The organism is Rhodococcus sp. ABRD24, assembly GCF_004328705.1.
Classification (GTDB): Bacteria; Actinomycetota; Actinomycetes; order Mycobacteriales; family Mycobacteriaceae; genus Prescottella.
Genome location: NZ_CP035319.1, coordinates 1,376,722 through 1,397,465 on the forward strand (window position 1 = coordinate 1,376,722; position 20,744 = coordinate 1,397,465).

General features: G+C 64.3%; 15 protein-coding genes and 1 pseudogene. 3 read left to right on the forward strand and 13 right to left on the reverse strand.

All coding sequences use genetic code 11. The features are described from left to right. Window positions 1-720: 720 nt before the first annotated feature. The 6 genes and pseudogenes from ERC79_RS06070 to ERC79_RS06095 form a co-directional block, all read right to left on the reverse strand. The gene (locus ERC79_RS06070) at window positions 721-1,095 is read right to left on the reverse strand and encodes a cupin domain-containing protein (protein WP_131576616.1); all 375 of its coding nucleotides are present in this window, start codon (window positions 1,093-1,095) and stop codon (window positions 721-723) included. 326 nt (window positions 1,096-1,421) lie between these two features. Beyond that, the gene (locus ERC79_RS06075; protein WP_131576618.1) at window positions 1,422-3,047 is read right to left on the reverse strand and encodes an NAD(P)/FAD-dependent oxidoreductase; all 1,626 of its coding nucleotides are present in this window, start codon (window positions 3,045-3,047) and stop codon (window positions 1,422-1,424) included. A 28-nt stretch (window positions 3,048-3,075) separates the two neighbouring features. Continuing rightward, a complete protein-coding gene (locus tag ERC79_RS06080) occupies window positions 3,076-4,692 on the reverse strand; it encodes an amidohydrolase (RefSeq protein WP_131576620.1) in 1,617 nt (538 codons plus the stop codon). 331 nt (window positions 4,693-5,023) lie between these two features. Further along, window positions 5,024-5,438, reverse strand: a pseudogene (locus tag ERC79_RS23345) (IS701 family transposase); the annotation flags it as partial. Between the two features lie 77 nt (window positions 5,439-5,515). Further along, window positions 5,516-8,788, reverse strand: a complete 3,273-nt coding sequence (locus tag ERC79_RS06090; protein WP_131576623.1) for a protein kinase — start codon at window positions 8,786-8,788, stop codon at window positions 5,516-5,518. Between the two features lie 207 nt (window positions 8,789-8,995). After that, a complete protein-coding gene (locus tag ERC79_RS06095; RefSeq protein ID WP_131576625.1) occupies window positions 8,996-10,243 on the reverse strand; it encodes an amidohydrolase family protein in 1,248 nt (415 codons plus the stop codon). A 274-nt stretch (window positions 10,244-10,517) separates the two neighbouring features. Between ERC79_RS06095 and ERC79_RS06100 the strand changes: the two genes are divergently transcribed. Then, on the forward strand, window positions 10,518-11,264 hold the full coding sequence (locus tag ERC79_RS06100; RefSeq protein WP_131576627.1) for an SDR family oxidoreductase: 747 nt from the start codon (window positions 10,518-10,520) through the stop codon (window positions 11,262-11,264). Window positions 11,265-11,406: 142 nt separating this feature from the next. Here the strand turns inward: ERC79_RS06100 and ERC79_RS06105 are convergent, their stop codons facing one another. The 7 genes from ERC79_RS06105 to ERC79_RS06135 form a co-directional block, all read right to left on the reverse strand. Beyond that, a complete protein-coding gene (locus ERC79_RS06105) occupies window positions 11,407-12,588 on the reverse strand; it encodes an acetyl-CoA C-acyltransferase (protein ID WP_131576629.1) in 1,182 nt (393 codons plus the stop codon). Window positions 12,589-12,660: 72 nt separating this feature from the next. Further along, a complete protein-coding gene (locus ERC79_RS06110) occupies window positions 12,661-13,572 on the reverse strand; it encodes an SDR family NAD(P)-dependent oxidoreductase (RefSeq protein WP_131576631.1) in 912 nt (303 codons plus the stop codon). After that, window positions 13,569-14,903 (reverse strand): MFS transporter, encoded by a 1,335-nt coding sequence (locus ERC79_RS06115; protein WP_242676752.1) that lies wholly within the window; start codon window positions 14,901-14,903, stop codon window positions 13,569-13,571. Before ERC79_RS06115 ends, ERC79_RS06110 begins: the two co-directional genes overlap by 4 nt. Before the next feature lie 82 nt (window positions 14,904-14,985). Then, complete coding sequence (locus ERC79_RS06120) at window positions 14,986-16,221, reverse strand: alpha/beta hydrolase (RefSeq protein WP_131576633.1); 1,236 nt, start codon at window positions 16,219-16,221, stop codon at window positions 14,986-14,988. Next, window positions 16,218-16,463 carry a hypothetical protein gene (locus ERC79_RS06125; protein ID WP_131576635.1) on the reverse strand — a complete coding sequence of 82 codons (246 nt, stop codon included), beginning with the start codon at window positions 16,461-16,463 and terminating at the stop codon, window positions 16,218-16,220. Before ERC79_RS06125 ends, ERC79_RS06120 begins: the two co-directional genes overlap by 4 nt. Next, on the reverse strand, window positions 16,460-17,107 hold the full coding sequence (locus ERC79_RS06130) for a VOC family protein (protein WP_131576637.1): 648 nt from the start codon (window positions 17,105-17,107) through the stop codon (window positions 16,460-16,462). Before ERC79_RS06130 ends, ERC79_RS06125 begins: the two co-directional genes overlap by 4 nt. A gap of 25 nt (window positions 17,108-17,132) precedes the next feature. Further along, window positions 17,133-17,891 (reverse strand): maleate cis-trans isomerase, encoded by a 759-nt coding sequence (locus ERC79_RS06135; RefSeq protein WP_131576639.1) that lies wholly within the window; start codon window positions 17,889-17,891, stop codon window positions 17,133-17,135. Between the two features lie 205 nt (window positions 17,892-18,096). Here ERC79_RS06135 and ERC79_RS06140 point away from each other — a divergent pair, with 205 nt between their 5' ends. Together ERC79_RS06140 and ERC79_RS06145 are read left to right on the forward strand one after the other, a co-directional pair. Continuing rightward, a complete protein-coding gene (locus tag ERC79_RS06140) occupies window positions 18,097-18,525 on the forward strand; it encodes a thioesterase family protein (RefSeq protein WP_131576641.1) in 429 nt (142 codons plus the stop codon). 108 nt (window positions 18,526-18,633) lie between these two features. Then, window positions 18,634-20,736, forward strand: coding sequence for a hydantoinase/oxoprolinase family protein (locus tag ERC79_RS06145; protein ID WP_131576643.1), 2,103 nt, complete (start codon window positions 18,634-18,636; stop codon window positions 20,734-20,736). Window positions 20,737-20,744 lie beyond the last annotated feature (8 nt).

The following is a 20,744-nucleotide window of genomic DNA, read 5'->3' on the forward strand; positions in this document are numbered from 1 at the left end:
CAGGAAGACCCTTCGATCAGTCGCCGACGGCGATGCAGACAAGACCCGCAACAACTGCGTGCCTTGAGAGACGCCGGAACGGCCGCTACGGTCATCACCGTGTCCACCGCAAGCTGGTCAATGCTGGACAGACGGTGGCGAAGAAGGCCGTGCCCACGCTTCGGCCCGGCCTGCTGGGTGCGGCAGGGAAAGGGGTTCGCTTCCTACCGTGGTGAGGCTGGCGGTATCGCCCCGAACCTGCTCGATCGCGACTTCGACGCGAGTGCCCCGAATCAGAGGTGAGTCACCGACGAAACCCGTTTCCGCCTCGGCCGCGCTCGCGACGCTTGACGATGGACAAGGCGCCGCTCGTTCACTCGGACCAGGGATTCCAGTACCAGCGCTCGTCTTGTCAACGACTGCTCGCAGATGCCTGGTGCGACCCGCCCAATGTCCCGTAAGGCCAACCGTTCTCGACAACGCTGTGATCGCGAACTTCTTCGGCCGCCCCAGGGCAGAACTTCTCCACCACACCCAGTACCTCGACATCGACGTGTTGACCACGCGCTTCACGAGTACATCCGCTCGTAGAACACGGGACGGATCTCGATCAAGCTCGAGGGCCTGGTCCCGGTGCAATACCGGGACCAGACCCTCGCAGTCGAAGACTCGATCAGCACCTACTTCATGTCGAAGCGCGTATCGGCTTCGGCGCTTATCCAAGGGCTCGGGGCGGCCGATCTACTCGCCGCTTGCTTCACTTAGGACGAGAAACGTTTTGCGCAACCTCTCGTGCACTGTCCATGTGCCACACCAACCGATCCGGAACAGAGCGGTTTGCCCGGCGGAGATCTCAACCGCATCACCGCCATCTTGGGTTACGGTCATCCGACCCGCTACAACGTGGATGAACTCGCCGCGGTCGCGAAATTCCCATCGGGATGTGCCAGGTTCGCTTTCCCACACGCCTGCAGTGATTCCGCGATCAGGATCTGAGTGGACTATCTTGCTGCGGGTGAGAATGGGTCCGCTCAATGATTGGGCGGTCGGAGGCCTGAGTTCAGATTCCTCCAGATCAGTGGATTTCAGACTTGGCGCATCGAAGTGGATAGTCATCTCTCTTTGATTCTCCTTTAGTTGATTACAGCCGGGCTACAGTGCCCAAAATGCCGGAGAACAGGTCGGATTGATAGCGAGCAGATTTCTGTCCGGGACAAGATTAGCAACTACCCCGATAGTGGTGCATTCTTTCTTGCACGCCATCAGTCGAACCGCCGACAGGTCTCAAATGCAACCGGCCAAGCAACTGACCAGTAGCGACCACCCCGAAGACAGGCATTGCTGCCCATCTTCGGGGTGCGTCCGGTCAGCGAGGTGGGTCGTACACCACCACAATCGGTCCGGCTAGAACGCTCTCTGCGCCATGCATCGACACATCGCCATCAATTCCTTTCGGGGTCTAGCTCGTCCCACAGATTGCGCGGATTCCACCACCGATCGACCCCGACTTCATCTGCGATTTGGGTTGCCGCCAGATACCCGGGGAAGCCAGTGATATTTCCACCTGGATACGCGCTCGATCCCGCAAGATAGAGACCATCGATTCCCGGAACTGCATGACCGCGCATACCGGGGAACGGGCGGTCCACTCCGCGTTGGCCGGGCCCAAGCCAGCCATGGTAAAGATCTCCCCGTTGCATGCTCGGGAACCGACGCTCGGTATCGAGTGGGGTCGTGGCGAACGCCCCCAGGAGATTAGCGCCTCCCACATTGGGGGCGTAACGCTGCCAGAATTCCAGCACCGTTTCGAGCTGCTGTGCCTTTCGTTTGTCCCAGTTTTTGGCGTCGCCGTCGATCGCGTAAGGCGCCTTCTGCCACATGTAGGCAGAGTTGTGGCCAGGGGGCGCCTGAGTTGGATCGGCCACTGTGGGGCAACCCCCGATGAGCATTACTTGATCAGACACGATTCCGCGATCCGCATTCGCGTACAGACGTAGAACATCCGCGGGGTCGTCCAAGCCCAGGAACGTCAACCGCGCCTTGTTGATATCAGGGTTGGCGGCGGCGGCGGAGTAGTCGGGGGCATCCTTCAGCGCAATATTCACTCCAAAGATCTGTCCCACCTTTTGGTACTTGAAATCATTGGTCTTCTGAGTCAATTCCTCAGTCGACTTGTCGCCGAGCAACTCCAGGAAAGTTTGGTGCGGATTCAGACTGCTTGCGACGAATCGACGTGCGCGGATGAGGGTTCCGTCCTCGAGCTCGACGCCGACTGCCCGCCCGTTCTCCACCACAATGCGGCGCGGAGTGGTCTGTTCCATGATGTGACCGCCGTGAGCGTAGACATCGTGCTTCAGAGCCCGCGCCAGAGAGTAGGAGCCACCGACGGCGAGTTCGCCTGGCTGCCTGGACCCGATGAATGTTGGCACGATGTTGCCCTGGTCGCGAACATTGACATCGACCTCGCGGATGATGCAGTAGTACAAGAGCATTGCCTTGACGGCGTCGCTCTCGAAGGTGTCCTCGATGAACTGGCGCGGGGACAGCGGAGCGCTCTTGAGGTATCGCCGGCCCAGATCTGAACCTTGCAGGATGCGGTCACGCTCGTCGAGGCTGACGGCCGGAGACGACATCTCAGGACCCACCAGCTCTCGAACAACGTCTTCGTACTCCGCGGCGATGGTCTTCCATGCGTGCGCATCCCGCTCAGAGAACTGGGCGATCGACTCAGCGGTCCGTTCCGCAGACGCGTACCAAACGATCGCGCGTCCGTCTCGTTGGATACTCGTGATGGAAGGGTCTGGAGCAACGAGCTTTACTCCCCATTCCGCAAGTTCGAGGTCTTTGAACCATGCTGTCGAAGAGATCCCCTTAAGGGAGACAGCGTGGGTGCCATGGAAGAAACCTGGCAGACTCGTATCTTCTGGTGTTTGCAGTCCTCCTCCAGCATGCTGTCCCTTGTCGATCGACAGCGTCCGCAGGCCGGCCCTGGCCAAATATGCCTGAGCGATCAGGCCGTTGTGTCCTGCGCCGACGATGATGCCGTCGTACTCTTTCTCGTAGCCCACAGAAAGTCCTTCCTATCGAACGGTCAATTCAGCGTTCGGTAACTGAGCAGTTACCGATTCGTGTTTCGAGGACCTCGATTGCTGCGAGATCTTCTGGATTGGTTGTCAATGGGTCCTTGTCGACCGCGATCCAGTCGGCAAGCATCCCCGGACGGAGGACACCTCGTTCATGGTCCGAGAACGCCAGCCACGCTGCGTCCGTCGTGTACATCTTCAACGCGGTGTTTACATCGACGCTCTGATCTGCACCCGCCACATCGCCGTCCGCCATTCGTCGGGTCACAGCATCGCCGATACCGGCGAGTGGATCAGCCGGTGTCAAGGGTGAGTCAGAGCCTCCGGCTACCACCACGCCTGCATTCAGCCACGATCGCAGTGGTGTAGCAGCGTCAGCTACTGCCCTCCCCCACATCTGCGTCAACTGAGGCGCAATCCAGGTATGCATCTGCGGTTGCGCAGCCAGTCCCATTCTCAAAGCTGCAGCCGCACGCATGTCGTCGTCGGTTGGACCGAGATAGGCATGGATCAGTGAACACCGCAATTCAGACAGCCGGGTTCCTTCAGCTGCCGCAGTGAGGGCCTTCAATGCGGCGTCGATCGCCTGTCCTCCGATGGCATGGATGCCCAGCGACCACCCCGCCAGCGCACATTCCCGTGCGACATGATCAAGACGGTGAGCAGAGACGACGCGAGTTCCGTGGTCACATGTACCGGGATAGGCGTCCCGCACCCACGCTGTCCGCATCGAGACGATCCCATCAAGGAAGACCTTGATTGCACCCATCTTGAGGCGGGAATCTCCGCTTCCGGTGGGACCCCCGAGACCTGCCAACCAATCGGCCACCTGTTCATCGGGAAGCGCTGGATCCAACACCGGCATCATCGTCGTACGTATCGTGAGGTCATTGCTGTCACGAGCAGCGCGGTAAGCGGACAGTTCGTGCGACGTCAAGGCGGGGTCGATTACGCCGGTGATCCCTTTCGCGTGGTAGTCCCTCTGTACGTCACGGAGCGCGCCAAGCAGTTCTCCCACTGAGGGGTCGGGCACCATCCGCGCAACAAGCGACATGGCGGGCGATTCCTGCAGTTCACCTGTGGGAGTCCCGTCAGGTGCCCGGACGATGTGGCCTCCTTCCACATTCGGGCTGTCTGCGTGGATACGAGCAACCTCGAGGGCACGAGAGTTCACCGAGGCAGTGTGGCCTAGACGGGGCAGATAGACCGGGATGTTCGAGCAGTACTCGTCGAGTTCGTAGCGGTTGGGCATCCTGCGTTCTCGCAGGTCCTCGATGAACCAGCCCTCGCTCGAGGTGATCCAGGGCAGATCCGGGTGCTCGTCAGCATACCGACGAAGGCGAGTTCCGATTTCTGCGATGCTGGCAGCACCGGAGAGATCCAACTTGCGCGCCTGCATCCCGGTCCAAAGCATGTGATTGTGACTGTCCGTGAAACCTGGCAATACTGTCGCGCCCCGCAGATCGAGAAACTCGGTAGCTGGGCGCGCGGACTCCCGTAGTTCCTGCCAGTCGCCCACTGCCACGATGCGGTCATTGCGGCACAACAAGCCTGTCGCCACTGGATTGTCCGGGGCCATCGTCCGTACGGTGGCCCGGACGAGAGTTTCACTCGACATTTCGGAAGGCATGAATCGAAGCTAGTCGGGCGTTTGGTCATCGATACAGTCCAGGTTTGTGGTCACAAACCAGTCCAATGTTGCACACCGCGCCTGGCCTCGTGGAGTCACCGACTGCGCCCGATCCCGTCGTGCCCACACCGCATGAAGCATTGGGTAACATCAATTTTCGCTGCTGATGCACACGCCCAGCCACCTCAGCTCCTGAAGGCACTCCTGTGTGAACCGGCCGTCTGGCCGGCGTGGCGCCAGGTCGACCAGGGCCAAACGCGGGTGAGAGCGTGGCACACGGGGCAGGTCACGCGGTTGAACGGTCGACGTATCTCGTTGATTGTCAGAGGAATTAGAGCTTCGGCTCCAGTCGGAGATCCCCTTTGTGAGCGCCGCGGCGCAGGATCGCCAGGAAGGAGTCCCCGGCATCGACAAGGTCACGTGCCGGTCCCAGGCCAAGTACCCCGCGGACCTGGCAGCGGTCGAGGCCGACCTCGTTCTCGGTGGCCTGGAAACACTTCTCGATAGCCCAGCGGCTGCCGGCCACCCGGCTCGGCAAGTTCGGTATCGGCGAGGGCCAATGCCGATGCCTTAGGCAGGCTCGTCGGGATCGATGATCGATCGTCGAGCCAGCAACCATGACCGTGATCCCGTTCGCGTAGCGGCCGGTGTCGATCACCGCCCAGTCGCAGAGCCTGGGATTCGTGGGCGCCGTCTCCGCAACCGATCGGCCGTCACTCGGTCGCTGGCAGGCACGCAACCGTCGCAGTCCCATCCATCACCGCCGATTGCACCGCGATCAATCACCACACGAGCGCCGTTGGTCACAAACGGGCGTGCAGTATTAGCCACCGCGAGCTACCCAGGCCGCTATCTGCGTTCGCGAGGTGAACCCGAGTTTGGACAGAATGTGTTCGACATGTCCGTGGACGGTGCGTTGGGAGATGACGAGTTTGGCAGCGATCGCCTTGTTGGTCATACCTTGCCCGACGAGTTCGGCAACCTCGCTTTCGCGTCTGGTCAGTCCCGCAAGCTGCTGGTCACCGGCATGAGCGTTCGAGACCGTTTCGCCCAGTGCAAGAGCTGTGGCCTCGGACAGGCTCAGCGAGAATGCGTGGCGACGAGCGGATTCGACTTTGGCGGCGCCGAGCACCGAAGACGTGGCTTCGACGCACTCCTCGTGATATCTCCACAAGGCAGGAAAGATCACCGGTGCACAACCCGCCATCCGAGCCACCTTCTCGGCAACCGCCAGTAACGTTGCGGCGCGGATGGCGTCACCATTGGTACCGGCCAGCCAGGCCAGCGTCTCGATACACAGAGATGCTACGAACGGATCGTCTCTCGATGTCGCGAGCGCGGTGCCCTGCCGGAGCGCCCGCTCGGCGCCGTCCAGCCTGCCGAGTTTCCACATCGCAACGCCTGTTCCCCAGGATGAGTACGAGCGAAATACCTCCTCACCGTGGGTCTCGGTGATGGACTGAGCCTGGTCGAACCACGCGAGTGCCTCCGTGCAGTTCCCGGACAGCGTGTGTGCCCATGCCAGCGGTAGCAGGATCTCGACCTGCCTGCCCAGGTCGCTCCCTGCTTCGACTACGTCATATGCCCCCTGCAAACACGATCTCGCCCGCGGGAGATCGCCGGCGAAGAGGGCGAGGTATCCCTCCGCGTGGAGAACATGTCCCCGAACCACAGCCTCACTCGCTCCGGCACCGAGGGACTTTGCCTCCGCAACGAGGGCCCCAGCGTTCTCGAGATCGCCCTGCGATCCTGCGAATACCACTGCGTGAGAAAGTGCTTCGGTCAAACCGCTTTTGTCGCTTCCCGTATCGACGGATGTACCTCGTGCACGGTCTATCCAATACCGGCCCTCGCTCAGCATGCCGCGTGCGAGCCAGAACAGATACAGCGCGTTGACGAAATGCAATGTGGCTGCGGCAAACTCGCGGGATTCTGTCATGGTATAGGCCAGCGCTTCGCGCAGATTCGGCAGTTCGCGAACGAGTCGATCGATTGAATCTCGTTGTCGCGCACTGATCCAGTCCGCAGTTGCAGCGACGGCAAGCCGCTCGTACCACTCTCGGTGACGGCGGTGCCAGCGCTCCGCGTCGTTGCTGCGTTCGAGCCGGTCGTGCCCGTAGTCACGGATGGTGTCGAGCATCCGGAATCTCACGATGCCTTCCACCTCCACCCTGTTCAGTATCGACTTGTCGAGCAGGTTCGAGAGCGTATCGAGTGTCTCTGTCGGCGTCAGATCGCCGGCGAGCAACTCTTCTGCGGCATCGAGTTCGAAGCTCCCGGCGAAAACCGAGAGCCGAGCCCATGTTGCCTGCTCAGTGGCGGTACATAGTTCATAACTCCAGTCGATCGCTGCCCGCAGCGTCTGGTGTCGGGCAGGTGCCCCGCGGCGGCCGTGAGTCAGGAGGGTGTAACGGCTCGCCAGTCGGGCCGCGATCTGATCCAGCGACATCGATGTCAGTCTTGCCGCAGTGAGCTCGATAGCCAACGGAAGGCCGTCGAGTACCGCGCAGATTCGGGCCACCGTTACGCAATTCGCTTCTGTGACTTCGAATCCCGGCACCGCCGCTGCTGCCCGTTCCGTGAAGAGGGTCACTGCATCGTATTGTGGTAGCTCGGCAACCGACAGCTTGTCGACCGTCTCGGGAACGGGCAGCGGCGGCACGTGCAGCAGCGTTTCCCCCTCGATCCCGAGCGGTTCACGACTCGTCGCAAGAACACGAAGTCCAGGGCATCGACGCAACAATGTGGCGACGATGTCCGCCACGGTATCGACAATGTGTTCACAGTTGTCGAGGACGAGCAGCAGTGTGCGCGCTGCGAGGGACTCAGCCAAGACCTCGAGGGGCGACCGAGCCGACTGGGAGCGTAACCGCAGCGTCCCGGCTATGGACTCCGCCACCAGCGAGCCGTCACGCAGTTCCGCCAACTCGACGATCCACACGCCGTCAGGGAAATTCGATCGCGTCTTTTCGGCGATGCGTAGCGCCAGCCGAGTCTTCCCGGCACCGCCAATCCCGACAACCGTGACCAACCGGGACACGGCGAGCGCGTTCTTCGCCGCGGTCACCTCGGCCCGGCGATCGACGAAGCTTGTCAGTGTCAGCGGCAGGTTCCCTTCGCCGCTCGACATCGGACCAGCCGGTGTACTGGCCTGCGGCCGGCGTCGGGGCAATAATGCCCGACCACCGTCATCCTGCTCACCCAGAACGGCCACCTCGTCGACCGGGAATCCTCTGTCGGCCTGTATGCGCTGCAACTGCTCGCCGAAGGACACAGCGGACGGCCGGTCGCCTGGTTCGCGTGCCATCGCGGCGCCGATGGCGGCGCGGACGTCGTCGGCCATCCCTGCGGTGGACAGAACGGCAGCCGGTACGGACGCGATGCGCTCGGCCTGCTCGACGGGCGTCTCGCCGGTGTGCCTGTCGAATGTCTCGTATCCCGTCAGCGCACACAGCATCGATGCGCCGAGCCCGTAGACATCGGATGCAGGCGTGGGCCCCGCGCCGCCGAACAATTCCGGGGCGGAAAAGGCCACGGAACCGGCGATCACACCCGTTTCGGCATCGTTGTGGCCGCCGATTCGGGCGATACCGAAATCTGACAGAACAGGCTCGCTGTAGTCGCTCACCAGTATGTTGCCTGGCTTCACGTCACTGTGGACGACTCCGAGGCGATGAGCCGTTGCGATTGCACCTGACAGCCGGACCCCCAGCCGCAGCACTTCCTCGAGACTGAGCGTGCCATATTCCCGGATCCGGCGGCTGAGGGAACCGTTGGCGAAGTAGGGCATCACGAAGAAGCGTCGCCCGGACGGCGTCCTCCCGATCTCCAAGAGGTTCACGATGTTCGGATGACCAGTCATTCGCCCCAGCGCACGTTCCTCCTGAAATCCGTCGCAGAGCGTGTCCGGTTCAGCCTCCCGCTCCACCACCTTCACCGCGACAACGCGATCGAGGTCCGGTTGCACACAGCGGAAGACAACCCCGAAACCGCCGCTGCCGATCTCCCGAACATCCTCGAATCCGGCCGCTTCCAGCTCCCCCGCCGCGACCGGAGGGACACACCGCTCGGTGTGGTCGCGGTCTTCCTCGCTCATCGTCGCCTCCCTCGTGACCAGACCGCCGGGAAGTGCGCCGGCCCTGCGCTCACTGCAACCCCAGTGTCCTCCTCCTGAAGCGTCCATGGTGGGGCGAGTGCCGGCGCCGGCGGCATGGCGGTCGATGGCAATCAGGGAGGTGGACCAGGTCCCCACGCCGACGAACACCTTTCGCTACGCCAATCGCGCACACCGGTTCACAGTCGATCAGACCGCCGACTGGCCGATCTTCGAGGGCTCGCCGGAGTCTCGCGGGACACGGGAGAGTTTGTCTCCGCGCCGCCAGATGCCCGCGATCGAGAGAGTAGCGGTGATTTCCTGCGTGGGATCACCGTCGATGAGTAGCAGGTCAGCCTGGAGCCCCGGCGCGATACGACCCCGGTCATGGAGACCGAACCGTCGGGCGGGCAAGGACGTCGCCGCGCGCAGCGCCTGCACTGGAGACAGACCCGCTCGAACGAGGAGCTCGAGCTCGCCGTGCATGCTCACTCCGTGCGCCGTGCCGACCACACCGATGCTTGCCGCATCAGTGCCTGCCAAGATGTCCACTCCGGCTTCGTGCATCCGCCGTGTTGCCTCGATCGCATGGTCGATGGATCCCGGAGAACCCAGATGCCAGCACTGGCACAGATTCTCTCGCCACGAAGCCGGGATCAGCGGACGGGCCCTGTCGTCGTTGGCGAGGTGAGTCCCATCGATGTCACTCGCCAGGGAACCAACCGTGCTGAGCGTGGGCGTGATGAAGACTCCAGCATCGAGCGCCTGCGCAATGATCTCGTCCGTGGGTGGTCGATCGAAGAAGATGTGGACGAGTCCATCCACACCGGCGCGAAGAGCCTGCTCCGCCCCGGTCAATGAAGTGACGTGCGCGACCGCCATCTTCCCGTGGTCATGCGCCGCGTTGACGATGGCCCGTGCCACGTCCTCGCTGAGGGTGGGGGAATCGTGCCCGAGCGAAGTACCGTCGTCGATGAGGAGTTTGATGTAATCCGCGCCCTCCGCCACCCGGGCGCCCACAAACGCGGAGGCGTCCTGGAGGGATGTCACCACCGGATACTGCTCAGCGAAGTAGGTTCCGATCATCATCGACGGATGTCCACCCAATACGGTGGCGCCGATGGATGCGGACCGCACATCAGCGAGGTCGTTGCGTTCCGCGGCGTCACGCCGCTGCCCGTCCATCCATTCCGGGCAGGAGAACATGTCGAGTTCCGTTGTCACGCCGAACAACAAGGCGTGCTCCAATGAGGGCGGCTGCGCATGCGTGTGACTGTCGATCAGTCCGGGCAGCAGAGTCTTGCCCCGCCCGTCGATGACCTCGATCTCGCCACTCGGGTCGAACTGCGTGGTGACCGCCTCGATCAACCCACTCCTGACGTGGACCGTCGCGCGCTCGACAACCTCCTCTCCGTCGAAGACCCTTGCATCCCTGATTACGAACTCTGCGTGATTCATCGCACTGCCATCCATGGTCGGAGTATTTACGTTGATGTAGGATATTCAACTGGTACGTAACACAATGTGTCAAGGGCCACACTTGGGGAATCGGGCCCCCGTGGGTCCATTGCCCGTCGCTCCGGCGCCCACACAGCCGTCGCAGACCTCACCGGTGGAGACACACCGGCGATGCACAACCATCCGAGGTCGCGTTCGACATCTGGGCGGATACCGGAGCCTCCACCCGGAACAACCACGTGCCACACCGAACACGAGCAGAAAGCAGGATGCGATGAACGGGAACCAACGAGCCGCAATCGTCACTGGCGGATCCGCAGGGATCGGGCTGGCGATTGCCGAGGCACTCGCAGACGAGGGCTACAACCTGACAATCGTCGCGCGAGACCAGGTCAAGCTCGCCGAGGCCGCGACTCACCTACGCAAGCGTGGCGTCGAGGTCCTGCCGGTGTCCGGAAACCTGGCCCACAGCGCCGACTGCGAGGCCGCAGTGGCCTCGCACGTCGAACGATACGGCCGCACCGACGTCCTGATCAACAACGCCGGCCTGGGCCTGAGCGGAAACATTGCCGACATGCCCACGCCGAAGCTCGACCTCCATCTCAATCTGAACCTTCGGTCCGCCTATCTGCTGATGCAAAGCTGCATTCCGACATTGCAGGTGGCGGGAGCCGAACACGGTAAGGCATTGATCGTCAACGTGAGCTCGATCTTCGGGAAGCTGCCGCGGGCGGGAGTGGCCGCCTACTCGATGACCAAAGCGGCGATGATCGCCCTGAGCCAGTCGGCGCACGGCGAACTCAGCCGTCTCGGCATCCAGGTCACCGCCATCTGCCCGGGGCTGGTCGAGACACCCGGATCCACGTGGATGGAAAAGGACCCTAGTGCCATGCTCCCGCCTTCGGACGTGGCCGAAGCGGTGCGCTTTCTGCTGCGCACCTCGCCGCGGTGCGCCGTTCCCGAAATCACGCTGACCACTCCCGGGCCCGACGTCCACCATGTCGACCTCCCGTGGACCTGACGGGCTTTGGCTGCTGCTCTCGCACCGTCACCCCGACTTCGGGGTGACGGTGCGAGAGCAGGATCCGCCGGATGAGGCATTCGGACCCGGCGTCTGCCTCATCTCCCGCGCGTAGAGCAAAAGCCCTGCCGCACGGCCGATTTCAGTTGACCTCGAAGAGTCCGGCTGCGCCCATCCCGCCGCCGACGCACATCGAGATCACGACATACCGAGCGCCTCGGCGTTTACCTTCGATGAGAGCGTGGCCGACCAGGCGGGCGCCGGTCATCCCGTACGGATGACCGATCGAGATTGCGCCGCCGTTGACATTGAATCGATCGGGGTCGATACCGAGATGGTCGCGGCAGTAGACGGCTTGAGAAGCGAAGGCTTCGTTGAGTTCCCACAGACCGATGTCGTCGACCGTGAGGTTGTGCTGCCCGAGTAGCTTCGGGATCGCGAAGATCGGCCCGATTCCCATCTCGTCCGGTCCGCACCCTGCCACAGCCATACCGCGGTACACGCCGAGCGGTTCGAGACCGCGGCGTTCGGCCTCCTTTGCCTCCATCAGGACCGACGCCGAGGCGCCATCCGAGAGCTGGGAGGCGTTGCCGGCGGTCACACTCGACGTGTTCGTCACCTCGCCGTCGAGAAGGACCGGCCGCAGTGCGGCGAGCCCGGCAGCAGTGGTGGAGGGACGGTTCCCTTCGTCCTTGATCAACTGGACGGGTACGTTCCCGTCCTCGGTGGTCTTGATGCTGTCGAGGGGAACGATTTCGGCGTCGAAGCGGCCCGCAGCCTGCGCTGCGGCGGTGCGCTGCTGGGACAGCAGTGCGAACTCGTCCTGCCGGTCCCTGCCGACCTTGTACCGTTCGGCCACGATCTCGGCCGTATGCAGCATCGGCAGATAGGTGCTCGGGAGGTTCTCGACGAGCCAGGGGTCGGTGGCACGGTACCGGTTCTGGTGTTCGTTCTGGACCAGCGAGATCGACTCGACGCCGCCACCGATCGCGATCTGCATGCCGTCGCCGACGATCTGTTTGGCGGCAGTGGCGACAGCCATCAGCCCGGAGGAGCACTGCCGATCTATGGTCATGCCCGGCACAGAAGTGGGGAGCCCGGCACGCAACGCGGCCTGGCGGGCGATGTTGGTTCCGGTCGAGCCCTCCTGCATGGCGCAACCGAGGACGACGTCCTCGACCTCCTGGCCGCTGATTCCGGCTCGTTGCACGGCGTGGGCGATCGCGTGTGCGGCGAGCTGCTGGGGCTGGGTGTTGTTGTAGGAGCCTCGATACGCCCTGCCGATCGGCGTGCGTGCGGTCGAGACGATGACTGCTTCCCTCATGTGGTGCTCATTTCTGGACGAAGTCACACCGTGATGGTCGGTGTGACGGTTGGTGACGCCGGGCTCGCGTCGTCAACGGGCAACTGTGGCGGCTCGGGTGGCGGAGTCGACGAAGTGCTGAATCTGGGCGGTGGTGCTGTCGGTGCCCGACGGCACGCTCGAGTCGCTGATCTGCGCCCAGTGCCGGGCAACGTCGTCGGGGGTTCTGGTATCGGCGGGGAGGAAGACGCCTTGGGCTTCGAGCATGCGGCTGACCGCGAACGTTCCACCGCCGGCGCCGAGGATCGTCTTGGTCGGCGCGTCCGCGGACACCAGGAACAGTGCGCCGGGGGTGATCGACTCCGGAGTCAGGATTTCGGCGGCCGTGGCGTCGAAGATCGATTCGGTCATGTGGGTCGTCGCGAGCGGTGCCAGAGCATTGACGTGAATGCCCTTGGATCGGCCCTCGATGGCGAGCACGTTCATCAGCCCGACGAGCGCGGATTTGGCCGCAGCGTAGTTGGCCTGCCCGAAGTTTCCGTAAATCCCGGAGGCGGAGGTAGTCATCAGGATTCGGCCGTAGTTCTGGGTGATCATGTGCTGCCAAACGGCCTTGCTGCAGTTCACGGCGCCCATCACATGGACGTCGAGGACTGTGCGGAAGTCGTCGAGGCCGGCGTTACGGAAACTGGCATCGCGCAGGATTCCGGCATTGTTGATCAGGATGTCGATCCGGCCCCAAGCGGAGAGAGCGCGGTCGACCATGGCAGTGACCTGCGTGTAGTCGGTGACGTCGGCGCGGTCGGCGATCGCCGAGCCGCCGCGGGCGGTGATCTCGGCGACGACACGGCCCGCGGGGGTGTCCGAAGTGCCATCGGGGGATCCGCCGATGTCGTTGACAACCACATGGGCGCCGTGGGCCGCGAGGGCGAGGGCGTGAGCGCGGCCGAGTCCACCGCCGGCCCCGGTAATGATGGCAACCTGACCAGCGAAATCGATTGTCATGAAACAGCTTTCGTGTCGGCGGGCTGAGTCGCAGGGGTGAGGGTGGCGCTCGTGCTGTCCGTGGCGCTGCGCGGTACCAGCAGGGTCAGCACGGCTCCGACGACGGCCGGGAGCGCGAAGGCGAACAGCTGCCAGGTGGTGTCGGCGCCGAGTGCAACGAAGAGTCCGCCGTACGTGGGGCCGATGATGGCACCGATCCGCCCGACTCCCAGCGCCATTCCGAGTCCGGTGGCCCGGCAGGATGCGGGATAATAGGTGCCGATGTAGGTGTTGAGCAGGATTTGGGTGCCCGTGGTGCCGAGCCCGGCCAGCATCACCAGTAGGTAGATGACCGCAAGTGGTGGGCCGGTCGCTATGGCCAGCAACGACAGTGCGGCGCTGCAGAAGAAGGCCACGGTGACGGGTTTGATGCCGTACCGGTCGGCGAGCGTGGCACCGATGAGTGCTCCTGCCGCGCCGCCGACGTTCAAGGCGAGCAGGAAGGACAGGGCCGCCCCCAGCGGGTAGCCGGCAGATTTCATGAGCGCGGGAAGCCAGGTCGCGACGCCGAACAGCACGAGAAGGCAGACCAGGGTCATTGCCCAGAACAGCAATGTCGCGAGGGTGCGCTCGGTGCCGAAGAGTGCGCGCAGCCCGCGTTCGGGTGCGGCGGTGAGGTCCGGTCCGGCGATCGAGTTGGGGTCGGCGGGGAGCTCGAGGTGATATCGCTGAGCGATCGCTACGGCAGCGTCGTGCTGGCCCCGAGAGGCGAGATAGGCCGGTGATTCCGGGAGGTACCGGAGCATCACGGGCAGGAAGATGAGAGCCGGAACCATTCCGGCCAGGAACATCGCCCGGAACCCGTACTCGGGCACGAGCCACAACGAGAGCACCCCGGCGAAGATTCCGCCGATGCTGGTGCCGACGAACCCGAGCGCCACCGACCTGGCCCGGGCGCCCGGGGCGGCGAACTCGATCAGCGTCGCTGCCGCGGTCGGCATGAGTACGCCGGCACCGAGACCCACGACGACCCGCCCGATTCCGAAGACCGCGGGGTTGGGCGCAATCGCACACAGGCCCATAGCGGCGGAGAACACAAGGACGGCGGCGAGGAGGGTGCGGCGGCGACCCCATCGGTCGGCGACTGCCGCGGCGAGCAGAGCACCGGCCAGCATGCCGACGCCGACGAGTGAGCCGAGCATTCCCACGTCGGTTGCGTCCAGATTCCAGGGGGCGTAACTCAGCAGTGACGGAACCACAGTTCCGTACATCAGAAGGTCGTAGCCTTCGAGGACCAGTGCCATGAGGCAGAGCCCGACGACGGGCGCTGCGGGTGGGATACGAACAGACATTGCTGTCTCCGCTCGGAGAGGAGTGGCCCCGCCTGGTCCGCAGGATGCGGGCCAGGCGGGGCCACGGGGGACTGGGGAATGTCTAGGCGAACCGAGTCGCCAGCCAGGCACCGATGTCGGCGGCGGCCAGGCTGGCGCCGGTGGGGGCGCCGTCGTGGATCGGGCCGCCGAAGTGGGTGCCGGCGACGCGGACGTGGGTTTTGTCCACTGATCCGAGGGCATCGACCATGGTTGTGGCGTCCTCGGGGAAGCAGGCCTGGTCGCCGGTGAGTTCGACGAACAGGGACGGTGCGGTGAGAGCAGGGGCACAGCGAAGGAAGTCGGCGTTGCTGCTCAGTCCAGACCAGGTGGACAGCCAGGCGTCCGGGGTGGCGAAGCGTCCGAAGCCGACGAGTCCGTAATTGGTGAGGTCGGGTCTACGACCCAACAGTGATCCGTAGGGGCGCTCGTTCGGGCTCAGGGACAGGTCGGTGAACCGCAGGTCCGCGTCGGTGCGGTACACGGTCAACACGCGGGGTGCGAGCGAGGCACGGTGATCCGCCGGGTCGGAAGTGCTCTTGTAGCGGCGGCGCGCCTCGGCAGCTTCAGCGACTCGTTCGCGGGCAATCGCATCGAGGCGGGCAATGCGCTCACGCTGCGCCGCCCGGTACCGAGTGACGAACTCGGGTGCGTACGAGGAGCTGTGCGGCGGTTCGGCGAATCCGTTGGCGGGATCGAACGGGTTCAACCCCGGATCAACGGACAACGGGTCGGTCTCGTCAGTGACCGACGGGTCGATCAACCGCAGCAACAACGCCCCCTGGCCGGGATGTGGGGCCATGAACACTGCCGCATCGGGCAGCGGCATCTGCGCGCCTGCCAGGTCGATGGGCCGGCCGGCGGGGGTGCGGGCCAGCCGCTCCCCCGCCGGTAGTCCGGCCTGCTGGTGGTAGAACGCGAACAGGGTGCCGCCACCGGAGTGCCCGAGGGTGACGACGTGCTCGAAGCCCTTCTCCCGCAGGAATACCTGTCCCGCCGCGGCATCGAGGAGAGCCTGCTCGTGCACCAAGGCGATGTCGTTGTTGACCGAGCGGGTGCCCTGCGTCCACACCGCGAATCCCCGCGCGAGCAACTCTGGCACGAGCACGTGATGAGTGAGGTCCTGCCGGGGGTGCATCAACGTGACCACGGTGCGGGCTCCGGGCACGACCCGCAGGACACCGCTGACCTTCGCGCCGTCCGCCGTGCTGAGCTCGTGCATGGAGATCACGGTGCTATCGGGCGCCTGGGCGGCATCGATGTAGCGGCCGGCGCCGAGCCGCTGATGCTGCTCGGTCACCGCGGCTCGATTCGCATGGCGTCCTTGTCCCACTGGGTAATTCGGGACAGGTGCAGTCCGGCGACGCTGCTGTACCACACCGCGTGGCGGGCTTCGGTCGCCCGTCGGTCGATCACGATCGGCGCGTCGGAGACAATTCGGAAGTAGGGTCCGACACGATCGATCGTCACCGCCGGGTCTTGTCCCGCGACTGCGGCGATCGGAGCGTTCTCCGGAACATCGAGGACGAACATCGTGGTCATCGGTTGCTCACCGTCTCTTTCTCGTCCTGCTTCTGCTGCCAGTCCTCGGCTCGCTCGATGATCAGTTCGGCCTTACGGGCGAGTAGTGCGGCCATGCTCGGTTCGGGGCCGGACACGATGTCGACGAGGGCATCGATGGTGATGTTGGCATCGAGATCCTCCTGCAGGGTCACCGGACGGAGGGCGCGGGTGATCTCGATCATGTAGCCGTTCGGGTCATGGGTGTAGATCGACTCGATCGTCTCGTGCTGGATCTGCATCTCGACCGGCCACTCGCTGTCATCGAGGCGACGCCGATACTCCAACAGGTCTTCTTCGCTGTCGACGTGGATGGCAAGGTGACGCGAACGGATGAAGAAGATCGGCACGTCCTCGGCGAAGCGGGAGTACGAATCGCCCTGCGGCCCACCCTCGAACGGTTCGAGTCCGAAATAGTAGAAGAACGCGAGCCGGTCGTCGTTTCCGATGTCGAAGAAGAAGTGGATGAAGTCCGGGTGCTTCTCCGGGCCCCACCCGGCGGCGCAGATCGAATGCACCACCGGGAAGCCGAGCACGTCACGATAGAACTTGACGGTACCGGCGGGATCGAAGGTCGGATAGGCGACGTGGTCGACGCCTTTGGCAATGTGGTGCAGTTCGGACATGATGAACTCTCCCAAGGGGTTCGGGCTACTGGCGGGCAGCGGCTGGCGCGTCGGCGCGCAGCAGGCTTCCGGCACCGGGAAGGTTGACGGCGAGGTCGAGTCCGCGCAGCAGGCTGTAGGCGCCGGCGGTAGCGGCCGAGAGCACGGGCAGTCCGAACTCGTCCTCGGCCGCCTGGACGAGGTCGAGCGAGGGCATCTGCACGCAGGCGGAGATGACCATGGCATCGGCTCCGGCACGGTCGAGCGATCGTGCCGCCTCCATGACCCGGTCACCGGGGATGCAGCCGACCTCGGCGTTGTCGGCGACCTCGAGGGCGCGCCAGTCCGCAACCTGGATACCTTCGGCCTCGATGTAGGCGACGACCTGCTCGGCGAGCGGACGCATGTAGGGGGTGACCAGGACAATCCGCTTCGCGTCGATCGCGTGGAGTGCTTCGACGAGGGCGCCCGCGCTGGAGCGGACCACCGCGTCGGAACCTCCGGTCGCCAGCTGTTCGGCAACCAGGCCCTCCACGCGCTGGTGTTCCCCGGGACCCACGGACATCAGGGCGACCAGGCACGCATAGAGGATGCCGTCTACACCCGCGTCACCGAGTTCGAGGATGCACCGCTCGCGTTGAGCGTTCATCGCCCGCAACTGTTCCGGCGACACGGCCTGCATCCGCATCCGGCTCGAGTGGAACGAGAACCGAGCGTCCGGATGCCGGCTGAGCAGGGCCGGCATTTCCGTCTCGACCGTCACATTCGAACTCGGCACGACGAGCCCGATGCGGTGAATGCCCATGAGGTTGCCCTTCTGATCTGGATGCCCGGGCGGTGACCGAGAGGGAGCCGCCCCGACTGAAGTATATTTACGTTCACGACGAGTATTCGACGCATATGATGATTCGTCAAGCCCAATCGGACACCCGGTCGCGATTTTCGATACCGGGGCACCGTGCACCCACCGTTGGCCGACAGCATTCGAGCGCACGAGGAAGGACGATCCGATGACCCACATGAGCGAGCACATCCGGGTGGAATGGGTGGACGTGGACGGCGGCGGTGCAGCCCATCACTCGATGGCCGCAATTTGGGCCGAACAGGTGGAGCACGCCCTGCTCAGAACGCTGCATTTGGCGCCCGATCGCTTTCCGCGACGACGGATCGAGGTCGACTTCCACCACCCCCTTCGATTCGGGGACCGCTTCACGCTCGACCTACGCATCGCGCAGGTCGGCACCACCTCGGTGGTCTACCTCTGGTCTGCGCACATTCGCGGCGAGCCCTGCTTCTCCGGCCGCACAATCGCCGTTTTCGTCGACGACACCGGCAGTCCACAGCCGGTCCCGGACGCGATTCGCGCGAAGATCACCCCTCAATTACCTCAATCGGTCGACCGAAGCACGCACCTTGCCCGTGTCGATCCTCACATGTGACACTTGACATGCCGTCAATCACGTCGAATACTCGACATTGACGTAAGGAGGTGTTCGAGGATGACCTCACACCTCGTCGCATCCCCCCGACGAAGGAGCACAGCGGCAATGGCATATGTAATCGGAGTGGACGTCGGTGGCACGTTCACCGACGCGGTGTTGGATGACAATGCCGGCACTGTTCTCGCCGCCAAGGCTCCCTCGACCCCGCCCGACTACTCGCGCGGCGTCATCGACGTTCTCGAGGTGCTCGCCGAACAACTGGGCTGCCCCATCGAGGAGATGCTGGCAAACACGCACCACATCGCACACGGCACCACGTCGTCACTCAATGCCCTCGTCATGGGCAATGTGCCCCCGGTCGGCTTCCTGACCACCAAGGGCCACCGCGACTCGATCTACATCATGAACGTCGAGGGCCGATACCTGGGAAGTTCACCCGAGCAACTCCAGAATGTCATGGGGCAGAGCAAGTCTCGCGGCCTCGTCCCGAAAAAGCACGCACTCGAGGTGACCGAACGACTAGACCGTGACGGCAATGTCGTCGTCGCCCTCGACGAGGAGTCTGCCCGCGAGTCCATCCGCGCGCTCCTCGCCGAGAACGTATCAGGGATCGCGGTCTCGCTGTTGTGGTCGTTCCGCAATCCCACGCACGAACAGCGCATTCGCGAGCTCGTCCACGAGATCGACCCGACGATGTTCGTCTCGCTGTCGAGCGAGGTGAGCCCCCGTATCCGCGAGTTCGCCCGCAACGCGACCACCATCATGAGCACCCAGATCGGCCCCGGGCTCCGGGACTACCTCGGCGAACTGGAATCGAAGCTGCGCGAGCGAAAACTCGCCGGACCGCTGCTGGTGATGCAGAGCAACGGCGGCGCCGTCGCAGCCGCGGAGGCGCCCAAGAACGCGATCAGCACGGTCGGTTCGGTGCTGACCGGCGGCGTGGTCGGGGCGGTCTCCCTCGGTAGACAACTCGACCATCGCAACATCATCGCCACCGATGCGGGCGGGACCACCTTCCTCGTCGGACTCGTCGTCGACGGGGAACCCGTCCGCTCCTCCAGCACGATCATCAATCACCATCCGATCAACGTGCCCACCCTCGAGGTCCATGCCATCGGCTCCGGTGGCGGCGCCATCGCCTGGATCGACGCCGGCGGCAACCTGCAAATCGGCCCCCACAGCGCCCAGGCCGTCCCCGGGCCCGCCTGCTACGGCCAGGGCGGCACCGAGCCCACCAATGCCGACGCCAATCTGGTGCTCGGGATTCTGCCCGAGCGGGGCCTGCTCGGCGGTCGCAAGCGGCTCGACAAGAACCTCGCGCGGGAGGCGATCCGCACCCGAATCGCCGAACCCCTGGGCCTGTCGATCGAGGAGGCGGCAGCAGCCATCTATGCGGTCCAGAATGCCCAGACCGGTGACCTGTTGCGCAAGACCGTCGTCGAGGCCGGACACGACCCGCGCGACTTCGTCCTGTACGCCTTCGGCGGGTCCGGCCCCGCCCACTGCGCGGCGTACGCCGCCGAAGTCGGCGTCCGTGACGTCATCGTCCCGCTCGGCCAGGTTGCCTCCGCGTTCTCGGCGTACGGCCTTGCCTCGTCCAACATCGTTCTCGCCGCGGAACTGTCCGATCCGGCTGCTATGCCTCTCGACCCCACCCGCGCCGAGCGGAACTTCGCCCAGCTGGAAACCCAGGTACTCGAGCAGCTGAACCGGCAGGGTTTGACGTTCACCGGCGTCGAGATCGAGCGCGAGATCGACATGCGCTACACCATGCAGCTCGCCGAGGTCGCCACCCCGATCCCGGCCGGGAACCTCGATGCAGCGGGAATCGCGCGGGCCTCGGACCTGTTCGAGCAGCGCTACGCCGAACTCTACGGCGAGGACAGTGGATTCCGGGAGGCCGGAATCCAGGCGATCACCTACCGGGTGCGGGCCACCGGCATCCTGCCGTTCTCCCCCACGCTGCCGGACCTGAAGTCCGCGGACTCGGCCGATGCCTCCGCCGCGCGGGTCGGCACCCGCAAGGTCTGCCTCGACGGCAAGCTCGGCTACGTCGACACCGATGTCTACGACTACAGCAAGCTGCTCGCCGGACATGTCCTGCCGGGCCCGGCGATCGTCGAGGTCCCCACGACCACCGTCGTCGTCCCCCACGGCACCACCGGCACCGTCGACCGCCTCGGCAACCTCAACATCGTCGCCCACTAGGAGCACCA

Bases quoted from the DNA above. Each gene is read 5' to 3' on its own strand.
- ERC79_RS06105 (WP_131576629.1), bottom strand. From the start codon at position 12,588: ATGAGGGAAGCAGTCATCGTCTCGACCGCACGCACGCCGATCGGCAGG.
- ERC79_RS06125 (WP_131576635.1), bottom strand. From the start codon at position 16,463: ATGACCACGATGTTCGTCCTCGATGTTCCGGAGAACGCTCCGATCGCC.
- ERC79_RS06140 (WP_131576641.1), top strand. From the start codon at position 18,097: ATGACCCACATGAGCGAGCACATCCGGGTGGAATGGGTGGACGTGGAC.
- ERC79_RS06135 (WP_131576639.1), bottom strand. From the start codon at position 17,891: ATGGGCATTCACCGCATCGGGCTCGTCGTGCCGAGTTCGAATGTGACG.
- ERC79_RS06080 (WP_131576620.1), bottom strand. From the start codon at position 4,692: ATGCCTTCCGAAATGTCGAGTGAAACTCTCGTCCGGGCCACCGTACGG.
- ERC79_RS06145 (WP_131576643.1), top strand. From the start codon at position 18,634: ATGGCATATGTAATCGGAGTGGACGTCGGTGGCACGTTCACCGACGCG.
- ERC79_RS06070 (WP_131576616.1), bottom strand. From the start codon at position 1,095: ATGACTATCCACTTCGATGCGCCAAGTCTGAAATCCACTGATCTGGAG.
- ERC79_RS06110 (WP_131576631.1), bottom strand. From the start codon at position 13,572: ATGACAATCGATTTCGCTGGTCAGGTTGCCATCATTACCGGGGCCGGC.
- ERC79_RS06095 (WP_131576625.1), bottom strand. From the start codon at position 10,243: ATGAATCACGCAGAGTTCGTAATCAGGGATGCAAGGGTCTTCGACGGA.
- ERC79_RS06130 (WP_131576637.1), bottom strand. From the start codon at position 17,107: ATGTCCGAACTGCACCACATTGCCAAAGGCGTCGACCACGTCGCCTAT.
- ERC79_RS06100 (WP_131576627.1), top strand. From the start codon at position 10,518: ATGAACGGGAACCAACGAGCCGCAATCGTCACTGGCGGATCCGCAGGG.
- ERC79_RS06115 (WP_242676752.1), bottom strand. From the start codon at position 14,903: ATGTCTGTTCGTATCCCACCCGCAGCGCCCGTCGTCGGGCTCTGCCTC.
- ERC79_RS06090 (WP_131576623.1), bottom strand. From the start codon at position 8,788: ATGAGCGAGGAAGACCGCGACCACACCGAGCGGTGTGTCCCTCCGGTC.